The organism is Actinomadura sp. NEAU-AAG7, from assembly GCF_018603865.1.
GTDB lineage: Bacteria > Actinomycetota > Actinomycetes > Streptosporangiales > Streptosporangiaceae > Spirillospora > Spirillospora litoris.
In genome coordinates this window covers 525,509-549,660 of sequence record NZ_JAHFZY010000007.1, presented here as the reverse complement: position 1 = coordinate 549,660, position 24,152 = coordinate 525,509, and the positions used below count along the sequence as shown (strand labels likewise).

22 protein-coding genes and 1 pseudogene are annotated in these 24,152 nt (G+C 73.0%); 19 read left to right on the top strand and 4 right to left on the bottom strand.

The window, feature by feature from the left end:
- Position 1: 1 nt before the first annotated feature.
- Positions 2–622: a dihydrofolate reductase family protein gene (locus tag KLI87_RS31940; RefSeq protein ID WP_250904433.1), complete on the top strand. Its 621-nt coding sequence runs from the start codon at positions 2–4 to the stop codon at positions 620–622.
- Here KLI87_RS31940 and KLI87_RS31935 read toward each other — a convergent pair.
- Entirely contained in the window at positions 612–1,166 is a 555-nt protein-coding gene (locus tag KLI87_RS31935; RefSeq protein ID WP_173391032.1) for a GNAT family N-acetyltransferase, read from the bottom strand. The two genes, KLI87_RS31940 and KLI87_RS31935, sit on opposite strands and share 11 nt — an antisense overlap.
- Positions 1,167–1,340: 174 nt before the next feature.
- Between KLI87_RS31935 and KLI87_RS31930 the strand changes: the two genes are divergently transcribed.
- From KLI87_RS31930 to crcB, 13 genes and pseudogenes are all read left to right on the top strand, one after another.
- Positions 1,341–3,383: a DNA/RNA non-specific endonuclease gene (locus tag KLI87_RS31930; protein WP_214620008.1), complete on the top strand. Its 2,043-nt coding sequence runs from the start codon at positions 1,341–1,343 to the stop codon at positions 3,381–3,383.
- A 180-nt stretch (positions 3,384–3,563) separates the two neighbouring features.
- Positions 3,564–4,775 carry an ammonium transporter gene (locus tag KLI87_RS31925; protein ID WP_214620007.1) on the top strand — a complete coding sequence of 404 codons (1,212 nt, stop codon included), beginning with the start codon at positions 3,564–3,566 and terminating at the stop codon, positions 4,773–4,775.
- A 14-nt stretch (positions 4,776–4,789) separates the two neighbouring features.
- Positions 4,790–6,670, top strand: coding sequence for an APC family permease (locus KLI87_RS31920; RefSeq protein ID WP_308166345.1), 1,881 nt, complete (start codon positions 4,790–4,792; stop codon positions 6,668–6,670).
- Between the two features lie 190 nt (positions 6,671–6,860).
- Positions 6,861–7,823 (top strand): urea transporter, encoded by a 963-nt coding sequence (locus KLI87_RS31915; protein ID WP_308166344.1) that lies wholly within the window; start codon positions 6,861–6,863, stop codon positions 7,821–7,823.
- A gap of 24 nt (positions 7,824–7,847) precedes the next feature.
- Positions 7,848–8,159: an urease subunit gamma gene (locus tag KLI87_RS31910; RefSeq protein ID WP_156222667.1), complete on the top strand. Its 312-nt coding sequence runs from the start codon at positions 7,848–7,850 to the stop codon at positions 8,157–8,159.
- Positions 8,156–8,893 carry a hypothetical protein gene (locus tag KLI87_RS31905; RefSeq protein ID WP_214620006.1) on the top strand — a complete coding sequence of 246 codons (738 nt, stop codon included), beginning with the start codon at positions 8,156–8,158 and terminating at the stop codon, positions 8,891–8,893. Before KLI87_RS31910 ends, KLI87_RS31905 begins: the two co-directional genes overlap by 4 nt.
- Positions 8,883–9,185, top strand: a pseudogene (gene ureB / locus KLI87_RS41685) (urease subunit beta); the annotation flags it as partial. The gene KLI87_RS31905 and the pseudogene ureB, both read left to right, overlap by 11 nt.
- A gap of 268 nt (positions 9,186–9,453) precedes the next feature.
- Complete coding sequence (ureC, locus tag KLI87_RS31895) at positions 9,454–11,178, top strand: urease subunit alpha (protein ID WP_156222673.1); 1,725 nt, start codon at positions 9,454–9,456, stop codon at positions 11,176–11,178.
- Positions 11,175–11,885 carry an urease accessory protein UreF gene (locus tag KLI87_RS31890; RefSeq protein ID WP_214620004.1) on the top strand — a complete coding sequence of 237 codons (711 nt, stop codon included), beginning with the start codon at positions 11,175–11,177 and terminating at the stop codon, positions 11,883–11,885. The genes ureC and KLI87_RS31890 overlap by 4 nt, the downstream gene beginning before the upstream one ends.
- A 17-nt stretch (positions 11,886–11,902) precedes the next feature.
- A complete protein-coding gene (gene ureG, locus KLI87_RS31885; RefSeq protein WP_156222677.1) occupies positions 11,903–12,538 on the top strand; it encodes an urease accessory protein UreG in 636 nt (211 codons plus the stop codon).
- Complete coding sequence (locus KLI87_RS31880) at positions 12,520–13,431, top strand: urease accessory protein UreD (protein WP_214620003.1); 912 nt, start codon at positions 12,520–12,522, stop codon at positions 13,429–13,431. The genes ureG and KLI87_RS31880 overlap by 19 nt, the downstream gene beginning before the upstream one ends.
- Positions 13,432–13,439: 8 nt before the next feature.
- Entirely contained in the window at positions 13,440–13,922 is a 483-nt protein-coding gene (locus tag KLI87_RS31875; RefSeq protein WP_214620002.1) for a CrcB family protein, read from the top strand.
- Positions 13,922–14,281: a fluoride efflux transporter CrcB gene (gene crcB, locus KLI87_RS31870; RefSeq protein WP_156222681.1), complete on the top strand. Its 360-nt coding sequence runs from the start codon at positions 13,922–13,924 to the stop codon at positions 14,279–14,281. Before KLI87_RS31875 ends, crcB begins: the two co-directional genes overlap by 1 nt.
- 53 nt (positions 14,282–14,334) lie before the next feature.
- On the opposite strand, the gene KLI87_RS31865 is transcribed toward crcB, so the two are convergent.
- A complete protein-coding gene (locus tag KLI87_RS31865; protein WP_214620001.1) occupies positions 14,335–15,537 on the bottom strand; it encodes an MFS transporter in 1,203 nt (400 codons plus the stop codon).
- A 97-nt stretch (positions 15,538–15,634) separates the two neighbouring features.
- Here KLI87_RS31865 and KLI87_RS31860 point away from each other — a divergent pair, with 97 nt between their 5' ends.
- Together KLI87_RS31860 and KLI87_RS31855 are read left to right on the top strand one after the other, a co-directional pair.
- Positions 15,635–16,240: a TetR/AcrR family transcriptional regulator gene (locus KLI87_RS31860; protein ID WP_156222685.1), complete on the top strand. Its 606-nt coding sequence runs from the start codon at positions 15,635–15,637 to the stop codon at positions 16,238–16,240.
- Positions 16,241–16,430: 190 nt separating this feature from the next.
- Complete coding sequence (locus KLI87_RS31855) at positions 16,431–16,727, top strand: hypothetical protein (protein WP_156222687.1); 297 nt, start codon at positions 16,431–16,433, stop codon at positions 16,725–16,727.
- Between the two features lie 135 nt (positions 16,728–16,862).
- Here the strand turns inward: KLI87_RS31855 and KLI87_RS31850 are convergent, their stop codons facing one another.
- Positions 16,863–17,969: a serine hydrolase gene (locus tag KLI87_RS31850; RefSeq protein ID WP_214620000.1), complete on the bottom strand. Its 1,107-nt coding sequence runs from the start codon at positions 17,967–17,969 to the stop codon at positions 16,863–16,865.
- A 213-nt stretch (positions 17,970–18,182) separates the two neighbouring features.
- Here KLI87_RS31850 and KLI87_RS31845 point away from each other — a divergent pair, with 213 nt between their 5' ends.
- The 3 genes from KLI87_RS31845 to KLI87_RS31835 all read left to right on the top strand — a co-directional run bounded on the left by KLI87_RS31845 (position 18,183) and on the right by KLI87_RS31835 (position 22,951).
- On the top strand, positions 18,183–20,555 hold the full coding sequence (locus KLI87_RS31845) for a phosphoketolase family protein (RefSeq protein WP_308166341.1): 2,373 nt from the start codon (positions 18,183–18,185) through the stop codon (positions 20,553–20,555).
- A gap of 18 nt (positions 20,556–20,573) precedes the next feature.
- On the top strand, positions 20,574–21,677 hold the full coding sequence (locus tag KLI87_RS31840) for an acetate/propionate family kinase (protein ID WP_214619999.1): 1,104 nt from the start codon (positions 20,574–20,576) through the stop codon (positions 21,675–21,677).
- Between the two features lie 233 nt (positions 21,678–21,910).
- Complete coding sequence (locus KLI87_RS31835; RefSeq protein ID WP_214619998.1) at positions 21,911–22,951, top strand: zinc-dependent alcohol dehydrogenase family protein; 1,041 nt, start codon at positions 21,911–21,913, stop codon at positions 22,949–22,951.
- A 76-nt stretch (positions 22,952–23,027) separates the two neighbouring features.
- Here KLI87_RS31835 and gap read toward each other — a convergent pair whose 3' ends face one another.
- The gene (gene gap / locus KLI87_RS31830; RefSeq protein ID WP_214619997.1) at positions 23,028–24,026 is read right to left on the bottom strand and encodes a type I glyceraldehyde-3-phosphate dehydrogenase; all 999 of its coding nucleotides are present in this window, start codon (positions 24,024–24,026) and stop codon (positions 23,028–23,030) included.
- Positions 24,027–24,152 lie beyond the last annotated feature (126 nt).

The window sequence follows — 24,152 nt, the reverse complement described above, 5'->3', positions numbered from 1 at the left end:
GATGGGGCAGACGATGGGGCAGACGACGGGCAAGGTCACGTGCGACATGGCGGTCTCCCTCGACGGGTACACCGCGGGGCCGAACCAGAGCCTCGACAAGCCGTTCGGCGAGGGCGAGGACGGCCGGCTGACCCGCTGGATGATCGAGGAGGCCGAGGCCAACGCCGAGGTCATCGAGGGCATCACGGACGCGGGCGCCTTCATCATGGGCCGCAACATGTTCAGCCCGGGACGCGGCGACTGGGACCTGGACTGGACCGGCTGGTGGGGCGACGAGCCGCCCTACCACGCGCCGGTGTTCGTCCTCACCCACCACCCGCGCGAGACGGTGACGATGCGGGGCGGCACCACGTTCACGTTCGTCACCGAGGGGATCGAGGAGGCGCTGGTGCGGGCCCGCGCGGCGGCGGGCGGGCGGAACGTCGCGATCGCGGGCGGCGCGCACACGGTGAACCAGTACCTGGCCGCCGGGCTGATCGACGAGTTGCGGCTGCACGTCGCGCCGGTCGTCCTCGGGGCGGGGGAGCGGCTGCTGGAGGGCGTCGGCGACCTCGCCCTCGAACCGGTGAGCGTGGCGGGCATCGGCTCCGTCGCGCACCTGACCTACCGCGTCACGCGGTAGCGCGCCCGGGGCCCGGCCAGGCGCGGCGGTCCAGCGTGAAGACCTTGACCGCCTCGCCCCGGGCGGCGACGGCCTCGCCGTGCAGGCGCATGCCGAGCCGGGTCGCGACGCGGGCGGACGCGTCGTTCCCGATCCGCACCCGGGCCGCGAGCCGGGGGGCGCCGAGCCGCCCGAACGCGTCGTCGCGGGTGGCTCGCGCCGCCTCGGTCGCGATGCCGCGGCCCTGGTACCGGGGATCGAGCCACCAGCCCACCTCGAAGGCGGAACCCTCGACGCCGGGAACGCGGGTGCCGGCGTAGTTCAGGGCGGCGATCCCGAGGAACTCCTCGCCGTCGGCGGCGAGGACGCCCCGCCATCCGAAACCGTGCGACCGCCAATGTTCCAGATAGGCGCGGTGCCTTTCATCGACGTATTCGGGCGTCCACCGTGTGCCGAGGCCGAGCGTCCGGTACACGCGGGGGTCGGAGGTGAGCCTCGCCACGTCCGCCCTGAACTCCTCCCGCCAGCGGACGAGGCGCAGCCGTTCCGTCGTCAGCACGTCCATACGGCCGATCCTAGGTCCTTGAGGGCGCCGGTGGCATGCCAACTCCATTCGTCCCGGAAGTAAAATCCGCTCCTCGTTTCAAATGGCCTTCGTCAAGGACCGGGGACGGTTCTCCGGGTGGGGTACGGCCTTTTTCAAAGGGGATCCGGTGGCCTGACAGCGTGACCGGGACGAATGATGAAGTTCTACGAGAGCGGGCGGGAGCAGCAGCGGGACGCGGCGGCCCGGCGGGTGAGCGAGCGGGCGCCCGCGCGGCGCGGGCACGAGGCGGCGCTGGCGTCGCCGGGCGGGATCGCCTCCGCCGACAGCCCCGAGCGGATCGCGAAGCGGGTGGGACGGCTCGGCCGGTTCTACCGCGAGGGCGACGCGCCCGACCCCGCCGCGCACCTGGAAAAGATCATCAACACGGTCGACTACCTGGGCGTCCGGTACCTGGACGCCGGGGTGGCCGCCGCCCGCGCCGTCGCGCGGGTCGACATCCGGGACGAACGCGGTACGCCCGCCGGCTACGGCACCGGCTCGCTGGTGTCGCCGGCGCTGCTGCTGACCAACCACCACGTCCTCCCGGACGCCGGGACGGCCCGCACCAGCGTCGCCGAGTTCGACTACCAGGACGGGATCGACGGGCGGCCGCTGCCGTCGGTGGTCCACCGGCTGGACCCGGACCGGTTCTTCCTCGCCGACCCCGAACTCGACTTCGCGCTCGTCGCCGTCCGCGCCTCGCCCGCCGAGCTGGCGGTGTTCGGGCACAACCCGCTGATCGAGGCCGAGGGCAAGGCGATCATCGGGGAGTTCGTCACGATCGTCCAGCACCCGCGCGGCGGCCGGAAGCAGGTGGCGCTGCGCGAGAACCGGATCGTCGACATCGCCGACCGGTTCCTGCACTACGCCACCGACACCGAGCCGGGATCCTCCGGCTCGCCGGTGTTCAACGACCAGTGGGAGGTCGTCGCACTGCACCACGCGGGCGTGCCCGCGCCCGAGCAGGACGAGCTCGGCGGGTTCGTCAACGAGGGCGTCCGCGTCAGCCGCGTCTGCCACGCGCTGCGCGAGGCGGAACTTCCCGAGGAGCAGCGCGCGCTCGTCGACCAGCTCTTCGCCGCCGTGCCGGACGCGCCCCCGGCGCTCCTCGCACCCGCCGCCGCCGCGCCCGCGCCGCTGCTGCTCGCGGCCTCGGCAGCCTCCGCGGCCTCGGCGTCCGCGGCCCCGGCTCAGGCCCCGGCTCCCGTTAGGGCGGCGCCGGAGGTGTCGTTCGCGGCGGTCCCGGCGTCGGTGCTGGACCGGGCGGTCACGGTCTCGGTGCCGCTGGAGGTCACGGTCCGGCTCGCGGACGGGCACGCCCCGGACGGCGGGCCACCGGGCGGGGGTCCCCCGGAGTCGCGGGAGGCCACCGCGATCGACCCCGACTACGCGAGCCGCGGCGGGTATGACCCCGCGTTCCTCGCGCGGCCGCTCCCGCTGCCGGCCCTGCCGCCCGAACTGGCGGCCGACGCGTCCGCCGAGCTGCGCTACCACCACTTCAGCGTCGTCATGCACCGGCGCCGCAGGCTCGCGCTGTTCACCGCCTGCAACATCGACGGCAAGCAGGCGCAGCGGCCGAAGCGGCGGGACGACCGGTGGATCCTCGACCCGCGGCTGCCGGTGGACGAGCAGACCGGCGAGCGGGTCTACGCCGACAACGACCTCGACCGGGGGCACCTCGTGCGCCGGCTCGACCCCGCCTGGGGCGCCGGTGAGGCGGAGGTCAAGGCGGCCGTCGACGACACCTTCCACTTCACGAACTCCACCCCGCAGCACCACGCCTTCAACGCCGGCGGGACGCTGTGGCTCGGGCTGGAGGACTACGTGCTCGACAACGCCGACAACCTCGACCTCGCCGTCAGCGTGTTCGCCGGGCCGGTCCTCGCCGCCGACGACGACGCCTACCGGGGCGTCCGGCTCCCGCGCCAGTTCTGGAAGATCGTCGCGATGGTCGGGGAGTCGGGCGCGCTGTCGGTGACCGGCTACCTGCTCAGCCAGGCCGCCCTCATCGCCGACCTGCCCACCGAGGAGGCGTTCTCCTACGGCGCCTACCGGACGTTCCAGCTCCCCGTCCGCCGCATCGCCGAGCTCACCGGGCTCGGCCTCGACCCGTTCGTCAAGGCCGACCCGCTCGAACGGACGGAGGCCACAGAGGTGCCCCGCGAGATCGTGCGGCCGGACGATCTGGTCCTGTGAAGGGCGCGTGGTATTGACCCGGCCTCGCGTCCAAGCGTCGGCCAAGAATGCGTCACCCCGGGTTTGCTGCCCCGCCGGGGAGTGAACATAGCCCGGGAAATGCCTCCGCGGAAACCGGCACGGAAACCGGCGGGGTGCGGGGGAGACGGCCGGAAGGTCTGAAATGTATTCGGGGCTGCGATGTCCGCGGGGCTGAACACCGGCGACTCGGCATGGCTGATGACGGCGACCGCGATGGTCCTGCTCATGACGCCGGGCCTCGCGTTCTTCTACGGCGGAATGGTCCGCTCGAAGAACATGCTGACGATGCTCTACATGAGCTTCATCTGCATCGGCCTGGTGACGATCCTCTGGTTCCTCTACGGATACGGGATCGCGTTCGGCGACGACGCCGGCGGCGCCGGGCTGATCGGCTGGGGCGACTGGCGGCTCGGGAACGTCTCGGTGAACGCGCTGCAGGGCAGGATCCCCGAGCAGATCTACGTCTGCTTCCAGCTCACCTTCGCCATCATCACGGTCGCGCTGATCAGCGGGTCGGTCGCGGGCCGGGCGAGGTTCGGGCCGTGGCTGCTGTTCGTGGTGGCCTGGGTGACGCTGGTCTACCTGCCGGTCGCGCACTGGGTGTTCGCCTCGTCCGGGTGGATCAACAAGTGGGGCGTCATGGACTTCGCCGGCGGCCTGGTCGTCGAGTTGAACTCGGGCGTCTCCGGGCTCGCGCTCGCGCTGGTGCTCGGGCGCGGCGTCGCGTTCCGGCGCGGTGAGGGGCCGCGTCCGGGCAACGTCCCGTTCGTCCTGCTGGGGCTCGGGCTGCTGTGGTTCGGCTGGTTCGGGTTCAACGCGGGCTCGGCGCTGAGCGACGGCGCGCTCGCCACGCGCGCGTTCGTCAGCACGATGATCGCGGGCTGCGCGGGGATGCTGACCTGGCGGCTCATCGAGTGGCTGCGCGTCCGGCACCTGACGCGGCTGGGCTCGGCCAGCGGCGCGCTCGCCGGACTTGTGGCCATCACCCCGTCCTGCGCGTACGTCGGCGTCGAGGGCGCCTTCGCGATCGGTGCCGTCGCGGCGGCGGTGTGCACCTACGCGGTCGAGTTGAAGCTGGTCGCGGGCTACGACGACACCCTGGACGTGACGGGCATCCACGGCGCGGGCGGGATCGTCGGGGTCGTGTCCCTCGGCTTCCTGGCCACCGGCTGGGACGCGGGCTCGGCCGGGCTGTTCTACGGCGGGTCGGTCTCGGTGCTCGGCAAGCAGGTCGTCGCGGTGCTCGCCGTCGGCGCCTACGCGTTCGCCGCCACCTACCTCGTCGGCACCGCCGTCGACCGCCTCACCAGGATGCGCATGACCGACGAGGAACAGGCCAGGGGCACCGACGCGGCCTTCGCCGACGGCTGACCGGGCGGACCCCGGTGCGCGAACCGAGCGAGGACGGCACGGCGGCGCCGCGCCGCGGCGTCGTCCCCTCGCGCGGCCTGCTGGGGGCGCGGCGCGGGCCGCGCCTTCCGCTGCGGCACGGCGAGGGCGACAGGAGCCGCCTGACCAGCCTCCAGGGGCTGGTCGCGCTCTCGCTGGACGCGCTGAGCTCGGTCGCCTACGGTCCCGAGGCGATCGCGCTGGTCCTGGTCACCGCCGGGGTGTCCCGGGTGCGGCTCACGCTGCCGGTCACGCTCGCGATCGCCGGGCTGCTCGCCGTGCTGGTGGTGTCCTACCGGCAGGTCATCGCCGTGCACCCGGACGGCGGCGGGTCCTACGCGGTCGCGCGCGACGACATCGGGCCCCGCGCGAGCACGCTGGCCGCCGCCGCGCTCGTCGTCGACTACGTCCTCACCGTGGCGGTCAGCCTCGCGGCGGGCGCCGCGACCCTCGCCTCCGCCTTCCCCTCGCTGCTGCCGTACCTGCTGGAGACGTCGCTGGTCGTGCTGGCCGTGCTGACCGCCGTGAACCTGTACGGGATCGCCGACAGCGCCCGCGTGCTCATGCTGCCGACGCTGCTGTTCGTGGCGACGGTCCTCGGCATCGTCGTCGCCGGGCTGGCGCGGTCGCATCCCGCCGCCGCCGTCGGGACGGTGGTGGCCCCGCACGCCCACGAGGCCCTCGGCGTGATGCTCATCCTCAAGGCGTTCTCCGCCGGGTGCGCCGCGCTGACCGGGGTGGAGGCCATCGCCAACGGCGTGCCGATGTTCCGCAGGCCCCGCGTCGCGCGGGCCCAGCGGACCGAGTTGATGCTGGGCGCGCTGCTCGCCGTCATGCTGATCGGGCTGGCGCTGCTCATCCGGCGCGACGCCGTCGTGCCGAAGGAGGGCGTGACGATCCTCGCCCAGCTGACGGCGGGCGCCTACGGCACGGGATGGCCGTTCAGGGCCGCGAGCATCGTGGTCGCCTTCGCGCTGGCGCTCGCCGCGAACACCAGCTTCGGCGGGCTGCCCGTGCTGCTCAGCCTGCTCGCCAAGGACCACCGGCTGCCGCACCTGTTCGCGCTGCGCGGGGAGCGCCCCGTCCACCGGTACGGCGTGCTCGCGGTCGCGGCCGCCGCCGCGCTGCTGCTGGTCGCGGTGGACGCGCGCACGCACCGCCTGCTCCCGCTGTTCGCCGTCGGCGTCTTCACCGGGTTCACGATCAGCCAGGCCGGGCTCGTCCTGCACTGGGCGCGGGAGCGGCCGCCGGGCTGGGTCGGTACCGCGCTGCTCAACGGCACCGGGGCGGCGCTCACCGCGCTCGCGACGCTGGTGCTCCTGATCACCAAGTTCGACGAGGGCGCCTGGGTGGTCGTCGTCGTGGTCCCGCTGCTGATCCTGCTGTTCACACGCGTCCGGCGCTACTACGACCGGGTCGCGCGGGAACTGCGGCTCGGCACCGTCCCCGCCGAGCGTCCCCGGCCCGACCGCGCACCGCGCCTGCTGATCGTGCCGATGGAGGACGTCGGGGCCATGGTCGGCCGGGCGCTGGGCATCGCGCTGAGCCTGGACGGGGAGGTCGTCGCCGTGACCGTCGCGGGGGACGACGGCCGCGCCCGCGACCTCAGGGAGCAGTGGGACCGCTGGGACCCGGGCGTGCGGCTGGAGGTCCTCGACAGCCCCCGGGACGCGCGGATCGGCCCGATCGTCGAGTACACCAGGCGCTCCCTGGCCGGGGGCGGCCGGTCGGTCATCGTGCTGATCCCCATGGTCGAGTCGAGCCGCCCGCGCTACCGCTTCCTCTACGACCAGTGGGGCCTGCTCCTGGCGGAGGCGCTGCGCGAGCACGCCCCCGACGCGCTGGTGTGCGTCCTGCCGTACCGGATCAGGGCCTGACGCCTTGCCCGCGCCGGCACACACGGTCAGGCAAACGACGTTTTCCCGGTGCCCGGTGAACTGTTGACCGGGCATCGCCTTAGTGACGCGGATTCCAGGGAATCCGAGATCACAGCCGGACCGCCGTTCATGTTGACCGTTCGCGCCGGAATGGGCTTTCGACCGAGGAGGGTGGGCCGTGTCGTCATCGGTGGCTGACGCACCCGACCCGCGGAGTCCCGCGGCCCATGACCGCCCGCAGGACGCCGTCACGGCGATTCTCCGAGGCATCGCCCAGGTCGATTTCCAGCCCAATCACTGGACCGGCCTCATTTTCCTGGCCGCGCTTTTCGTCGGCGGCTGGCGGTTCGGCGTCTTCGGGCTTGTCGGCACCATCACCGCGACCGCGACCGCGTACCTGCTCGGCGCCGCGCGGGACCGCGTGGCGGCCGGGCTCGAAGGGTTCTGCGGGACGCTCGTCGGCGTGGCCCTGGTGCTCTACCTGGGCGTGCACTGGATGACGGTGGCGCTGGTCATCGGCTCGGCGGTCGCCGTGAGCGTGCTCACCGCCGCGATGGTCACCGTCCTCGCGCCCTACCGGCTGCCCGCCTCCACCGCGCCGTTCTGCGTCGTCACGCTGGTGATGGTGCTGGGCGCGCCCTCCTTCGACCGTGTCTGGGCGCACCACCCGAACAGCGCGCCGCCCTCGGCGTCCGACCCGGGCACGGCGATGACCTGGCACGACTTCTGGCACGGCCTGTTCAGCGGGATCGGCCAGGTGTTCTTCCAGGACGAGTGGTACGTCGGGCTGATCTTCCTGGCCGGGTTGGCGGTGGCGAGCCGCCTCGTCGCCGCGACGGCGCTGGCGGGGAGCCTGGTCGGGCTGCTCACCGGCTGGTGGCTGGGCGCGCAGGCGGCCGACATCGGCGCCGGCCTGTACGGCTACAACGCCGTGCTGACCGGGATCGCGCTGACCGGCACCTACATCGCGCTGAGCCCGGTCGGCGCGCTCTACGCGGTGATCGGGGCGGCGACGTCGGCCGCGCTGACCGCCGGGCTCACCAATCTGTTCACCGTGGTCGGCGGCCACACCCTGACCTGGCCGTTCGTGCTGGTCATGTGGGTGTTCACGGCGGCCGTCCCGCACCTGTCCAGGCTTGCGCGCGCCGGTTGAGGGCCGGCCGCAGAGAGGATCCCGATGAACCTGTCACCGCGAGAGATCGACAAGCTGCTCGTCTTCACCGTCTCGCGGCTCGCCGAACGGCGCCGCCAGCGCGGGCTGAAGCTCAACTACGGCGAGACCGTGGCGCTGATCAGCGACGCCATCGTGGAGGCCGCCCGCGACGGCAAGTCCGTCGCGGACTGCATGGAGCTGGGCAAGAAGGTCGTCGGACCGGACGACGTGCTGCCCGGCGTGCGCGGGATGCTGAAGCTGATCCAGGTCGAGGCCACCTTCGACGACGGGACCAAGCTGGTGTCCTGCCACGATCCCGTCGGCGGCGGCAAATGACCGCACCGCTCGGCCGCGTGGTCCTGCGGGTGGGCGGGCACGAGTCCCCGGGCACCCCCGGCCCGGGGCGGGCGCTCGCCCTCGCCCTCGCCGACTACCCGCACGCCGTCGCGGTGCCGATGACCCTCGGCCGCGACCCGGGGCTGGCGCCCGCCGCCGCGCAGACGATCGCGTGGGCCGCGCGCGGCGGCGGCCCCGGAGACCTGCTGCTCGCCCGCCCGCTCGGCACGCTCACGCACCTGGTCGGCTGGCTCCGGGCGGCCGTCGCGCGGGCGCTGCTCGGCGGCGGCGCCGGACGGGCGGTGCTCCTCGTCGCGCCGGAGGGCGGCCCCGACGCCGACGCGGAACTGTGCAAGGCGGCGAGCCTGGTCGCGCGGCACCTCCCGCCGGGACGGGTGGAGGTCGCCTTCGACAGGGGCGTCGCCGACGGAGTGGACCGGTGCCACCGGCTGGGCGCCCGCGAGATCGTGCTCGTCCCCGCCTCGCTCGCGCCGCCCCCGCCCGCGCCGTGCGGGGGCGTCCGGGTGGCGGGGCCGCTGCTCGCCCCGGCCGCCGTCGAGGCGCTCGTCCGGCGGCGCGCGGGCGAGGCGGAGGAGCGGTGGCTCCGGGCCGCCGACGACGGGCTGGACCTCGCACCGGAACACCACCATCACCACGAGTACGAGCACGAGACCACAGGACCCCGTGAGTTCGCGGGGGCGAGCCTTAGGGGGGCGGTCGCGCATGGCACATGACGGATACATGTTCGGACGGGGTCCGATCGAGCTGAACGCCGGGCAGCGCAGACAGGCGCTCACCGTGCACAACACCGGTGACCGGGCCGTGCAGATCGGCTCGCACTTCCATTTCTTCGAGGTCAACCGGGCGCTGGGCTTCGACCGGGAGAAGGCGTTCGGGATGCGGCTGGACATCCCGGCGGGCACCGCCGTCCGGTTCGAGGCGGGCGACACCAAGGAGGTGCGGCTGGTCGAATACGGCGGCGGCATGCGCATCGTCGGTTTCGGCGGCCTGCTGGACGGCAGCATCCGCTCGTCCGCCGCGAAGAAACGAGCCCTTACCAGAATGCGGGAACGGGGATATCTGGACGAGCCCGAGCCGGAGAAGAGCCGCGCGGGGACAGGGAGGCACGTCGCGAAGAGCAGCGAGCGGAAGCCGACCGAGCGGAAGAGCGCAGCGCGGAAGAGCACGGCGCGGAAGACGACCGCGCGGAAGACGACGAGGACCGCCGCCAAGAGCGCGCCGCGGAGGGCGGGCTCGCGGGCCGCCGCGTCCCGCTCCAGGAAGGGCTGACGCCATGACGACGATCTCTCGCGAGCGGTACGCGAGCATGTACGGCCCGACCGTGGGCGACCGCTTCCACCTGGGGGACACCAACCTGGTGGTCGAGGTGGAGAAGGACCACACCGAGGGCCACTACGGCGACGAGTCCCAGTACGGGGGCGGGAAGACGGCCAGGGACGGCATGTCGTCCGACCCGGCCTCGCGCAACACCACGATCGCGCTGGACACGGTGATCACCAACGTGGTCGTCATCGACCCGGTGCTCGGCGTCGTCAAGGGCGACATCGGGATCAAGGACGGCCGGATCGCGGGGATCGGCAAGTCCGGCAACCCGCACACCCAGAACGGGGTGGACCGGCGGCTGATCATCGGCGTCGGCACCGAGGTGATCTCCGGGGAGAACCTCGTCGCGACCGCCGGGGCGATCGACACCCACGTCCACTTCATCTCGCCGCGGCAGGCGCAGGACGCGCTCAGCAACGGGGTCACGACCCTCGTCGGCGGCGGGACCGGCCCCGCCGACGGCACGCGCGGCACCACCTGCACGCCGGGCCCGTGGAACATCGCCCGGATCCTCCAGGCCTACGAGGAGATCCCGATCAACGTCGCGGTCTACGGGAAGGGCAACAACAGCCTGCCGGGCTCGCTGGACGAGCAGGTCCGCGCGGGCGCCGCCGGGCTGAAGGTGCACGAGGACTGGGGCTCGACCCCGTCCGCGATCGACTGCGCGCTGCGCGTCGCCGACGACCACGACGTCCAGATCGCCCTCCACACCGACACGCTCAACGAGGCCGGGTTCGTGGAGGACACGATCGACGCGATCGACGGCCGCGCGATCCACACCTACCACTCCGAGGGCGCGGGCGGCGGGCACGCGCCCGACATCCTGCGGATCACCTCGGAGCCGAACGCGCTGCCCGCCTCGACGAACCCGACGCTGCCCTACACGGTGAACTCGACCGACGAGCTGCTCGACATGACCATGGTCTGCCACCACCTCAGCTACGACGTCCCCGAGGACCTGTCGTTCGCCGAGAGCCGCGTCCGGGCGGAGACCATCTCGGCCGAGACGGTCCTGCACGACCTCGGCGTCATCAGCATGATCGGCTCGGACTCCCAGGCGATGGGGCGGATCGGCGAGTCGTTCACCCGCGCGTTCCAGGTCGCCCACCACTGCAAGGACCAGCGCGGGCCGCTGCCCGAGGACTCCTCCCGCAGCGACAACCACCGCGTCCTGCGCTACCTCGCGAAGCTGACCATCAACCCGGCCCGCACCAGCGGGATGGCCGACGTGATCGGCTCGCTGGAGGACGGCAAGCTCGCCGACATCGTGCTGTGGCAGATCCACTCCTTCGCCGCGAAGCCGTTCATGGTCGTCAAGGGCGGGCTGATCAGCTGGGCGCAGATGGGCGACCCGAACGCCTCGCTGCCCACCCCGCAGCCGGTGTACCTGCGGCCGTCCTTCGGCGGCTTCGGCGAGGCGCTGCGCAAGACCTGCGTGACGTTCATGTCGGACGCCTCGATCTCCGCCGGCGTTCCCGAGCGGCTCGGGCTGCGGCGGCTGGTCCGCCCCGTCCGGCAGTGCCGGAGCGTGGACAAGCGGCACATGCTCCACAACTCGACCCTCGCCGAGATCGGGGTGGACCCGGAGACCTACCGGGTCACGGTGGACGGCGAGCCCGTCTCCATCGCGCCGGCGCGCTCGCTGCCGCTGTCCCGGCTGTTCTTCATCGCATGACCGGCGGGCCGCCGGGGTCCGCGGGCCTGGAGGCGCTGCTGGCGCAGTTCCAGCTCACCGACTCCGGCTTCCCCAGCGGCCTCTACACGCTGTCGCACGGGCTGGAGGGGTTCACCCAGCTCGGCCTGGTGGGGCCGGAGGATCTGCGCGACCTGGTCGTCGACCTGGTGCGGGCCATGGGCACCGCCGACGCGGCGGCGCTGGTCCTCGCGCACCGGGCCGTCACCGCCGGGGACTACGACCGGCTGGTGGAGACCGACCGCAGGCTGCACGCCATCAAGCTCAACCGGGAGCAGCGGACCGCGTCGGCGCGCACCGGCCGGCAGGTCCTGGCGACCGCCGGGCCCGCGTTCGGGTCCGCTCCGGCCGAGCGGCTGGCCCGGCTCGTGGACGACCGCGTGACGCCCGGCAACCACGCCGTCGTCGTGGGGGCGGTGCACGCGGGGCTGGGGGTGCCCGCCCGGGACGCGGTGGCCGGGGACCTGTTCGCCTTCGCCGCGAGCTGCGCCGCCGCGCCGGTGCGGCTCGGCCGGATCGACTTCCGCGCGGCGCAGGCGCTGCTGCGCGACGTCCGGCCGGAGCTCGCGCGGGCGGCGGGCACCGCACTCGCCGCCCGGGACCCGCGGGACCTGCACGCCTGGACGCCGGTCGCCGACGCCGTCGCGGCCGGGCACGAGCGGGCACCGGCCCGCCTGTTCATCACCTGACCCGAGGAGGGGCACGCATGGAGCCGGAGCACACGTTCAAGATCGGTGTCGGCGGACCGGTGGGATCGGGCAAGACCGCGCTCATCGAGGCGCTGGTGCCCCTTCTCGTCGCCCGGGGGCACACCCCCGGCGTGATCACCAACGACATCTACACGCAGGAGGACGCGGAGCACGTCCGCCGCACGCTCGCCGGGACGCTGGACGCGGACCGCGTCGTCGGCGTCGAGACCGGGGCGTGCCCGCACACCGCCGTCCGCGACGACCCGACGATGAACCTCGCCGCGGCGGCGGAACTGCTCGACCGCCATCCCGACATCGACCTGCTGCTGTTCGAGAGCGGCGGCGACAACCTGACGCTCACCTTCAGCCCGGCGCTCGCCGACGTCTACGTCTTCGTCCTGGACACGGCCGAGGGCGAGAAGATGCCGCGCAAGCGCGGCCCCGGCACCACCGACTCCGACCTGCTGGTCATCAACAAGATCGACATCGCCCCGTACGTGCGCACCGACCTGGCCGTCATGGAGCGCGACGCCCACGCCGTGCGCGGCGACGGCCCGGTCGTGCTCACCGACTGCCTCACCGGGACCGGGGTCGCGGACGTCGCCGACTTCGTCCTCGCGCGCCGGGAGGCGATGTGCTCACCGGTCCGCTGACGGGCCCGCCGCCCGCGGCGGTGGCCGACCACGCCGCCGTCCCCGACACGCTGCCGGTCGGCGCGCCCGGCAAGGCCGGCGTCCTGGAGCTGGGCTTCGGCCTCGCCGACGGCCGGACGGAGCTGACCGCCCACTACCAGCGGTCGCCCCTGCACACCACGCGCCCCCTCTACCCCGACCCGGGGCGCCCGGACATGCCGACGGTGATGTTCATGTCGTCCGGCGGAGGCGTCCTGCAAGGCGACCGCTACCGGATCGGGCTGGACTGCGGGCCCGGGACGTCCGTGCACTTCACGACGCAGACCGCCACGCGCCTGTACCGGATGGAGCACGACTACGCCACGCAGGCCGTCGACCTGCGCGCGGGGCCCGGCAGCTACGTCGAGTACCTGCCGGCCACCACGATCCCGTTCGGCGGCTCGCGCTTCTACCAGCGCACGGACGTCACCCTCGCCCCGGACGCGACGGTCGTCCTGGGCGAGAAGCTGATGGCGGGGCGCCTGGCGCGCGGGGAGCGGCACGCCTACACCGCCTACTGCGCGGACCTTGAGGTCCGGGACCCGGACGGACGGCTCCTGTTCGCGGACCCGGTCCGGCTCGTCCCGGGCGAGCGCGCCGTGACCGGCCCCGCGTGCATGGGCGGCTTCGGGATCGCGGCGTCGCTCTACGTCGTCACGGCGGCGCGGTCGGGCCTGGAGATCGCCGACACGATGCACGAGGCGCTCGCCGGGACGGGGCTGCGCGGCGGGGCGAGCGTCCTGCCCGGCGACCACGGCGCGTGGGCCAGGATGCTCGGCGACCGGTCCCCGGAGCTGGAGGAGGCGTTCTTCCGGACCTGGGACGCCGTCCGCCGCCTCCTCCTCGGCGTCCCGGCCCCGGACCGGCCCGGATGAGGGCCCCGATGTCCGGCCGCCTCGGCGACCGCGAGCGGGCCGAGGCCGTCGCGCTCCACCCGCACCGGGGCCGGCCGCCCCGTCCCGGACTGAAACCGCGCGCGATCGCCGAGGTCGCGATGGGAGGCGCGCTCGGCGCGCTCGCGCGGTACCTGCTCGGCGAGGCGATCCCGACCTCGAAGACCGGCTTCCCCTGGAACACCTTCACCGTCAACGTCCTCGGCTGCCTCATCATGGGCGTCCTGACCGCCTACCTGCTGCGCGGCCGCCCGCACCCGCTGGCACGCCCCTTCGCCGTGACCGGCTACCTGGGCGGCTTCACGACGTTCTCGCATCTCATCGACGACGTCTACACGCTCGGCGACGACGGCAGGGCGGCCCTCGGCATCGGCTACGCGGCGGTGAGCGTCGTCCTCGGCTGGGCCGCGATCGTCGCGGGCTTCTCGATCGGGCGGAGGCTGCCGCACCGCGACGCGGGGGAGGAGACCTGATGGAGGCGCTCCTGGTCCTGGTGGGCGGCGGGGTGGGCGCGGTGGCCCGCTACGTTCTGGACGGCCTCGTCAAGTCGGCGGCGGGCAAGTCGTTCCCGTGGGGCACGCTCACGGTGAACGTCCTGGCCGCCGCCGTCCTGGGCGCCCTGCACGGGGCGGGCGCCGGCACCGACGTCGAGGCCCTCATGGGCACCGGCCTCTGCGGCGCGCTGAGCACGTTCAGCACATTCGAACTCGACACCGTCCACCTGTTCCAGAACGGCCACCACACCCGCGCCGCCGTCTACGCCCTAGGGAGCCTCCTGCTGGGCTTCGCCGTCTTCCTCGCCTTCCACGGCCTCCTCGCCCACCTGACCTGACCGGCGGGCGAGGCGGCGTATCCCGCGTCCGGGGCGCGGCGTGCCGGCCCCGGTCAACGCAGGCCCTCGTGGCCGCGGGCGCTCCAGACCGCCAGCGCGGCCGCCAGGGCGCACGCGCCGCCGAGCCACAGGATCGCCTGGAGGGCGAGCGAGTCGACGATGACGCCGCCGGTCAGGGCGCCGAGCCCGATCGACAGGTTGAACACCGCCACCCACAGGGCCGAGGCCGCCTCCACGGCCTGCGGCGCGCTCTTGATCATCCAGGTCTGCAGGCCGACCGACACGCCGCCGAAGGCCAGGCCCCAGGCGATCAGCAGCACGGCCCCGCCGACCGGGCCGCGGCCCAGCAGCAGGTAGAGCGGCATCGCGGCGGCCAGGGTCAGCGCGATGACCAGCACGGTCCGGTGCGCGTCGCGGGCCAGCGCGGCGCCGGCGGCGAAGTTGCCGATCATGCCCGCCAGGCCGAAGGCGAACAGCAGGGGGCCGACGAGCCGCTCGTCGATCCCCGACAGCCGCTGGAGCGCCGGGCTCACGAACGTGTAGGCCGAGAAGTGCCCGGTGATGATGAGGAACGTCGCGAGGATGCCGACGCGCACGCCCGGGTTGCGGAACTGCTCGGCCAGCAGCCGCGGGCGGATGGGCTGGGACGCCGCCAGCGGCGGCAGCACGGCCAGCAGCCCGAGCAGCGCGGCGAGCGCCAGGACGCTCAGCGTCGCGAAGGCGACGCGCCAGCCGGAGAACTCGCCGAGCAGCGTGCCGAGGGGGACGCCGAACACGTTCGCGGCCCCGACGCCGCCGAAGATGATCGCGGTGGCGCGCGCCACGTGCGCGGGGGCGACCAGCCGGACGGCCAGCCCGCTGGCGACGGCCCAGAACCCGCCGATCGCCACGCCGACGAGCACCCGCGAGACGACCAGGACGGCGAAGCTCGGCGCCAGCGCCGAGGCGATGTTGGCGAGCGTCATCAGGGCCATCAGCCCGAGCAGCAGCAGCCGCCGGTCCATGCCGCCGACCAGCATCGGCACCAGCGGCGCCGCGACGGCGGCGACCAGGCTGGGCACCGTCACCATCAGCCCGGCCGTCCCCTCGGAGACGTGCAGCGCCGATCCCACGGCGGTCAGCAGCCCGATCGGCAACTGCTCGGCGGTCACCAGCAGGAACGTCCCGAGGGCCACCGCGGTGACCGCCGCCCAGCGGCTGCGCGGCGGAGCCTGGGCGTCCGCCGCCCGGGTCCCGGCCTGGTCCGTGGTCGTCATGAGCACTCTCCCTCACCTATTCGGGAGCGATCGCTCCCATATGAGGGGGGACTCTAATATGGGAACGATCGCTCCACAAGTCGGGTAGGGTGGCGGCATGGCACGCCCCCGACAGTTCGACGAGCAGGACGCGGTCACCAGGGCGACCGAGCTGTTCTGGCGCCGCGGCTACAACGCCACATCGGTGCGCGACCTCGGCGCCGAGCTCGAACTCACTCCGAGCAGCCTGTACCGGACGTTCACCGACAAGCACACGCTGTTCCTGCGCGCACTCGACCACTACCGGGCCACCGACTCCGCCGAGGCCGAGCGGCGGCTGGACGCCGATGGACGGCCCGTCCGCGACGTCCTGCGGGACTGGATGCTGTGGCTGGTCTCCTGCCCGTCCGACGGCGAGCCCGGCCGGGGCTGCTTCGTGGTCAACACCGCGACCGAACTCGGCACCACCGACGTCCAGGTCCGGCGGCGGACCGAGGCCGCCTTCGAGGTCACCCGGCAGGCGATGCGCTCGCTGCTGCACCAGGGCCGCCGCGCCGGTGAGCTGCCCGCCGACCTCGACATCGACGCCACCGTGGAACTGCTGTTCACGACGCTGCTCGGCCTGCGGGTACGGGAACGGGCCGGGCACGACCCCGCGCGGCTGGCCACCGCGATCGACGCCGCGATCCGGGCCCTGGGCCCCGCCTCCGCCCCACCGTCCTGACCCCGGCTCGCCCTCGCGGCCCTCGGACGGCGCGGCGGCGCCGGGTCGTCCCTTCAAGACATGCCGGACGTCTGATGGCGGACCCCGCGCGCGCGTGACAGAACCACTCCTTCATGGAGTGTAGTCGCGTAACTACGTGCAGTGATAATCGTGGGCTTCCAGCGCATCCCGCCCAGGAATGGAGGCGATCATGCGACGCACTACCACCACTCTGGCCGCCCTGGCCACCGGCGCGGCGCTCACCCTGACCACCGCCGCGCCCGCGCTGGCGGCCCGCGGCGTCCTCACCGTCAGCGGCAAGCAGTACACGGACCCGGCCAGAGGCTGCTATACCGGCGGCTTCCGGCCGCTGGTCGTCGACAACCAGACCGACACCCCGGTCCTCGTCTACGCCGACCACGCATGCAAGCGCCACAGCCTCGGCGTGGTCGCGCCCCGTCAGCGCCGGGTCTTCGAGTTCGGCGGCGGCGTCCTCGTCCCCAGCTGACCTGGCCGACGGGCCCGTCCCGCGGGTCGCGCCGGAGCGCGGCCCGCAGGTGACGGTCTCCGCCCGAGGGGCCGAGCGGCTGCCTCCCAGGTGCTGTGGAGGGTGATCACCGCTGCCGCGGTCGCGCGCGGCGGCCTAGCCGCACAGGGCGGTGTCGATGACGTGCATGGCCCGCCGGAAGTCGTCCATGTCCTCGGGTTCGGTGGTCATCGACATGGTCACGGCGGCCCCGGGACGGCCCCGCCGGTCGACGAGGACCCCGGCGACCGTCGAGTAGCCGTGCATCTGACCGGCGTGCCCGACCAGGTCCCCGCAGGACAGGTGGTTGACCTCCAGCCCGAGCCCGTACGCGTCGACGGTGCCGCCGGCCGGGAGCACGCGCCGCATCTCCGCCAGCTCGGCCGGACGCAGCAGCCGCCCGCGGAGCAGCGCGGAGAAGAACCGGTTGACCTCGGCGGGCGTGGACACCATGGCCCCGGCCGCGTCCAGATAGCCCGTGTCCTGCTCGGTCACGTCCACGTACTCGGGCACCCTGACATAGCCGCGCGGGTGCGGCCCGCCGATCCGGTAGGAGTACGGGCCCGGCGCGTAGGTGTTCCGCAGCCGGAGCGGGCGGGCGATCCGGCCGGCGACCTCGTCGCGCCACGTCCGCGCGCCCGTGACCGCCTCGATCAGCCTGCCGAGCAGCAGGTACCCGGTGTTGTTGTAGGACCAGGAGCCGGTGGTGGGTTCCTGGGCGAGCGCGTACCGGAGCAGCTCGTCCCGGTCGCGGTGCCGGAACCGCTGGTCCGCCCACTCCCTGCCGTGGGGGAGCAGCGGACCGGGATCGGGGAGGTGGCTGGTGTGCTGGAGGAGCTGCCGGACGGTGATCGTCCGCCCGTCGCCGCCGCGCCCCCGGACCGCGCCGGGCAGGTAGGTCTCGACCGGCGCGTCCAGCCGCACCCGCCTCTCACCGACCAGCTGGAGCACGACGGTCGCGACGAACGCCTTGGTCGTGGAGCCGATCCGCACGCGCCCGTTCACCGGTACGGGACGCCCGGTGCGCAGATCGCCGGTCCCGCTGCGCAGGGTGAAGGTCCGGGTGCCGGTGACCGACAGCAACGCGCCGGGCGCGCCGACGTCGCGGACCATCCCGTCCAGATCCCGCTGGAGCCGCCCGTGCGGATCGGGCGAGGCCGACGCGGGCGCCGCGGGGGCGGCGCCGAGGGTGACCGCGGCCGCGAGGAAGAGCCGAAGAAGCACGTGATCTCCTGTCCCTGAAACCGAAGATCAGCTTCCCGCCCGGCGGCCCCCGCCCGCATCGGGCCCCGCCCCCCGATCAGTGGTGTAGCCACCTCCACCAAGCCTCCGGCGGCGCCCGGACCGGGACGGATGGACGGGGGGATGGGACGTTCGGCCCTGAACCCTGCGGCGGAGCGCATGGTGGGCTGATTCCCAGCGAACCCTGGAGGAAGCGTGACGTCCAACGTCCTGGAAACCGAGCCGCGGAACGACTCCGAATTCGAGTCGGTCGACGCGTACTGGCGGGCGGCGAACTATCTGTCGGCGGGTCAGATCTATCTGCTGGGCAATCCGCTGTTGCGGGAGCCGCTGCGGCCGGAGCACATCAAGCCCCGGTTGCTGGGGCACTGGGGTACCTCGCCGGGGTTGAACTTCTGCTACGTCCATCTGAACCGGACGATCAGGGCCCGTGACCTCGACATGATCTACATCATGGGCCCGGGGCACGGCGGTCCGGCGGCGGTGGCGAACGCGTGGCTGGAGGGGACCTACAGCGAGGTCTATCCGCATGTGTCGCAGGATGGGCCGGGTATGGCGCGGTTGTTCCGGCAGTTCTCCTTCCCCGGCGGTATTCCGAGTCATGTGGCGCCGGAGACGCCGGGGTCCATTCACGAGGGCGGTGAGCTGGGGTATTCGCTGGCGCACGCTTACGGCGCCGCCTTCGACAATCCGGATCTGGTGGTGGCGTGCATCGTCGGGGACGGGGAGGCCGAGACGGGGCCGCTGGCGGCGAGCTGGCATTCCAACAAGTTCCTCGACCCGGTGCACGACGGCGCCGTGCTGCCGATCCTGCACCTGAACGGCTACAAGATCGCGAATCCGGCGGTGCTCGCCCGGATCCCCGAGGAGGAGCTGGTCCGGCTCTTCGAGGGTTATGGGTACGCGCCCCTGGTGGTGGCAGGGGACGAGCCCGCCGTCATGCACCGCGAGATGGCGGCGGCGCTGGATCGGGCGCTGGAGGAGATCCAGGCCATCCAGCACGCGGCCCGTCAGGGCGGGGCGACCGCCAGGCCGCGCTGGCCGATGATCATCTTGCGTACGCCGAAGGGGTGGACGGGGCCGAAGGAGGTCGACGGTCTGCCGGTGGAGGGGACGTGGCGCTCGCATCAGGTCCCGCTCTCCGGGGTCCGGGACAATCCCGAGCACCTCGCGCAACTGGAGGCGTGGCTGCGCTCCTACCGTCCGGATGAGCTGTTCGACGACGAGGGGCGTCCGGTCGCGGAGCTTCTTGCATCGGCGCCTCAGGGCGAGCGGCGGATGAGCGCGAACCCGCACGCCAACGGCGGTCTGCTGCTGCGCCCGCTGGCCCTGCCCGATCGCCGTGCCTACGCCGTGCCGGTGGACAGGCACGGTACGGCCACCGCTGAGGCCACTCGGGTCCTCGGCGACTATCTGCGTGATGTCGTCGCGGGCAACCCGCGCATCTTCCGGATCATGGGACCGGACGAGACGGCGTCCAACCGGCTGGGCGCGGTCTTCGAGGTGACCGACCGGGCCTTCGAGGGCGAACTGCGCGACACCGACGAGCACCTGGCCCGCGGCGGGCAGGTCATGGAGGTGCTGAGCGAGCATCTGTGCCAGGGATGGCTGGAGGGCTACCTCCTGACCGGACGGCATGGGCTGTTCAACAGCTATGAGGCGTTCATCCACATCGTGGACGCGATGTTCAACCAGCACGCGAAATGGTTGAAGGTCACGCGCGGGCTGCCGTGGCGGCGCCCGATCGCGTCGCTGAACTATCTGCTGTCCTCGCATGTGTGGCGGCAGGACCACAACGGCTTCACCCACCAGGACCCCGGCTTCCTGGACGTGGTGATGAACAAGAAGCCCGAGATCGTCCGGGTGTACCTGCCGCCGGACGCCAACACGCTGCTGTCGGTGGGCGACCACTGCCTCCGCTCCCGCGACTACGTCAACGTCATCGTCGCCGGAAAGCAACCCGCGCCGGTCTGGCTGTCGATGGAAGAGGCGGAGCACCACTGCGTGCGCGGTATCGGCATCTGGGAATGGGCCTCCACCGACGAGGGCGCCGACCCCGACGTCGTGCTGGCGTGCGCGGGCGACGTGCCCACGCTGGAGACCCTGGCGGCGGTCGACATCCTGCGGCGCTTCCTCCCCGAGTTGAGGATCCGGGTGGTGAACGTGGTCGACCTCATGCGCCTGCAACCGGTCGAGGAGCACCCGCACGGGTTGTCCGACGCCGAGTTCGACGCGCTGTTCACCACCGACAAGCCCGTCATCTTCGCCTTCCACGGCTACCCGTATCTCGTCCACCGGCTCACCTACCGCCGCAACGGGCACCACAACCTGCACGTCCGCGGCTACAAGGAGGAAGGCACCACGACGACGCCGTTCGACATGGTCATGCTCAACGACCTGGACCGCTTCCACCTCGTCATGGACGTCATCGACCGCGTCCCCACCCTCGGCGGCCGCGTCGCCCACATCCGACAGCGCATGGCCGACGAACGGCTCCGGCTGCGCGCCCACACGCGCGAACACGGCGAGGACGCCCCCGAGATCCGCGACTGGACCTGGCCCTACTGAAAAGCCCAAGGAGTCGTGATGCGGATCCTCACCGTCAACCCAGGTTCCAGCAGCCTCAAGATCAGCCTGCTGGAGCCGGACGATGCCCTTCACACGCGTATCGAGTTGCCCACCGGCGGCGCGGACCGCCAAGCCGAACGCGTGCTCGCACAGGTGGCGCGACTGCCGCGACCCGACGCGGTCGGCGTCCGCTTCGTCCATGGCGGCCGTGACCACACGCGTCCCGTGCTGATCGACGAGGAGGTCACCAAGCGGCTGTACGCGCTGGCGGACCTGGCGCCGCTGCATCAGCCGCAGTCGCTGTACGCGCTCGGCGAGATCCGGAGGGCGCTGCCCGGCGTCCCCGCCGTGGCCTGCTTCGACACCGCCTTCCACGCGGACCTGCCCGACGCCGCCGCCACCTACGCGCTGCCGGTCGAATGGCGCGAGCGGTTCGGTCTGCGCAGGTACGGCTTCCACGGCCTGTCGCACGCCTACGCCACGCGCCGGGCGGCGGAGCTGCTCGGCGCCGCCCCGTCCGGCCTGCGCATGGTGGTGTGCCACCTGGGCTCCGGGGCGTCGCTGGCCGCGGTGGACGGGGGCCGGTCGGTCGACACCACGATGGGCTTCACACCGTTGGACGGCCTCGTCATGGCGACCCGGGCGGGGGCGATCGATCCGGGCATTCCGCTGTGGCTGCTCGCCCACGGCGTCCCCGCCAGGGAGATCGGCGACGTCCTCGAACACCGGTCGGGGCTGCGCGCCCTGGCCGGCACGGGCGACATGCGCCGGCTGCGGGCTCGTGCCGCGTCGGGTGACGAGGCGGCGGAGGCGGCGCTCGCGGTGTACCACCACAGGCTGCGCGCCGCCGCCGCCGCGATGACGGCGGCGTTGGGCGGTCTCGACGCCCTGGTGTTCACCGGCGGGGTGGGCGAGCACGATCCTGACCTGCGGCGGCGGCTGGTCGCGGGGATGGCCCACCTGGGCGCCGAGATCGACCCCGCGCTCAACGCCGCCGCCCGCGGCGACGCCCTGATCAGCCCGGCGGGCGCGCGGGTCGCGACCATCGTGGTCACGGCCCGCGAGGACCTGGAGATCGCCGCGGGAACCCGCTCGGCCCTGACGGGGACCGCGGCGCCCTAGCGCGGCTCTGCGGCGAAGGTGTTTCTCCGACCTCGGGGGAGTGCCATGGACACCGTCGCGATGGCGGTGGCGGGCGCCCTCCTGGCCTTGGGGGGCGGTGCGCCGTTCGGGCGCCGGGACCTCACCGGCGACTGAACGTCCCTCCCGGCTGGGATGTTCGGCACTGGTCGCGCCGGACGGGGCGGGGCGAGCCTCGAAGTGACGGTGAGCAACGGTGACGAAGGAGGCCCGTCATGCGAACGCTGGCGTACCACGGCCCCGGGCAGAAGGCGTGGGAGGAGGTCCCCGATCCGGTGATCACCGATCCCGGCGACGCGGTGGTGCGCGTCGACGCGGTGACGATCTGCGGAACGGACCTGCACATCCTCAAGGGCGACGTTCCAGAGGTCACCGGCGGGCGGATCCTCGGGCACGAGGCGGTCGGGACGGTCGAGGAGGTCGGGCCGGGCGTGCGGACGGTCGAGCCGGGGGACCAGGTCCTGGTCTCCTGCATCACCGCGTGCGGGACGTGCCGGTTCTGCCGCGAGACCCGCTACGGCCAGTGCCTGGGCGGCGGGGGCTGGACCCTCGGCCACACGATCGACGGAACCCAGGCCGAGTACGTCCGGGTGCCGTTCGCCGACACCTCGACGCATCCCGTGCCCGCCGGAGCCGCGCCCCAGGACGTGCTGATGCTCGCCGACATCCTGCCGACCGGATACGAGGTCGGCGTGCTCAACGGCGGGGTGCGGCCGGGCGACGTCGTCGCCGTCGTCGGCGCCGGCCCCATCGGGCTGTCGGCGGTCATGGGCGCGCGGCTGTTCAGCCCGAGCCACGTCATCGCCGTCGACCTCGCCGACGGCCGGCTGGATGCGGCCAGGGCCTTCGGCGCGGACGTCACCGTGAACAACTCCCGGGAGGACCCGCTCCCGGTGGTCCGGGAGATGACCGGCGGGCTGGGGGCGGACGTGACGATCGAGGCGGTCGGGGTCCCGGACGCGTTCGAGTCGGCCGTGGCCCTGGCACGTCCGGGCGGGCGGATCGCCAATATCGGCGTTCACGGCCGTCCGGCGGCGCTGCATCTGGAAGAGCAGTGGATCCGGGACATCACGATCACCACCGGCCTGGTGGACACCTTCTCCACGCCGACGCTGATGCGCCTGATCACCGGCGGGCAGCTCGACGCCGGGCGGTTCGTCACCCACCACTTCGCGCTGGAGGAGTTCCCCCAGGCCTACGAGGTGTTCGCGGACGCCGCCGGGACCGGGGCGCTCAAGGTCGTCCTGACCAGGTGAGCGGCGTCCCGCGCGGTGGCCGCGGCCTCCGTCCGGAGACCGCGGCCGCGCGGCTTCAGGGGCTTCAGGGGAGCGGTCACAGGTGGGCGGCGATGTGGTCGACGAGGTCGGCCAGGCGGCAGGTGTAGCCCCACTCGTTGTCGTACCAGCCGAAGATCTTCACCAGCTCGCCGCCGGACTGGGTGAGCGGCGCGTCGAAGACGCAGGACGCGGAGTCGCCGATCACGTCGCGGGAGACGATCGGGTGGGTGTTGTAGCGGAGGATCCCCGCGAGGGAGCCGCCCGCGGCCTCGGCGAACGCCTCGTTGATCTCCTCGGCGGTCGCCGGCCGCTCCAGCAGGCAGGCGAGGTCCACGAGCGAGCCGTCCTCCACGGGGACGCGCAGCGCCATGCCGTCGAACCGTCCCGCCAGCTCGGGGATCACGACCCCGACCGAGCGGGCGGCGCCCGTGCTGGTCGGGATCACGTTCACGGCCGCCGACCGGGCCCGGTGCAGGTCCTTGTGCGGGGAGTCGAGGAGGTTCTGGTCGTTGGTGTATCCGTGGACGGTGGTCATGAAGCCCTTGACGACGCCGAAGGTCTCGTGGAGCACCTTGGCCATCGGCGCGACGCAGTTGGTCGTGCACGAGGCGTTGGAGACGACGGTGTGCAGGTCGGGCTCGTAGGTCCGCTCGTTCACGCCCATCACGACCGTGGCGTCCACGCCCTTGCCGGGCGAGGACAGCACGACCTTGCGCGCCCCGGACTTCAGATGCGCGGCGGCGTCCTCCCGCCTGCGCAGCCGGCCGGTCGACTCGATGACGATCTCGGCGCCGACGGAGCCCCAGTCGAGGTCGCGCGGGTCGTGGTGGGCGGTCACGGGGATCGGGCGGCCATCGATGACCAGGGCCGTGCCGTCGTGCTCGACCGTCCGGCCGAGCCTTCCGTAGGTGGAGTCGTACATGAGCAGGTGCGCGAGCGTGGCGGTGTCGGCGATGTCGTTGATCGCGGCGATCTCCTGCCCGCGCTCCAGCGCCAGCCGCAGGTAGTTGCGGCCGATGCGGCCGAATCCGTTGATCCCCACCGCAGGTGCCATCGTCTTCTCCTGTTCACCGGGCCTGTGGTCGTCCAGGGCCCGTGTCCGCGGACGTCCTGGATCGCGTTTCCAGGGTTCGCCGATCGGGGGCGCGGCCCTAGGGACCTTGGTCATCACGGATCGGCC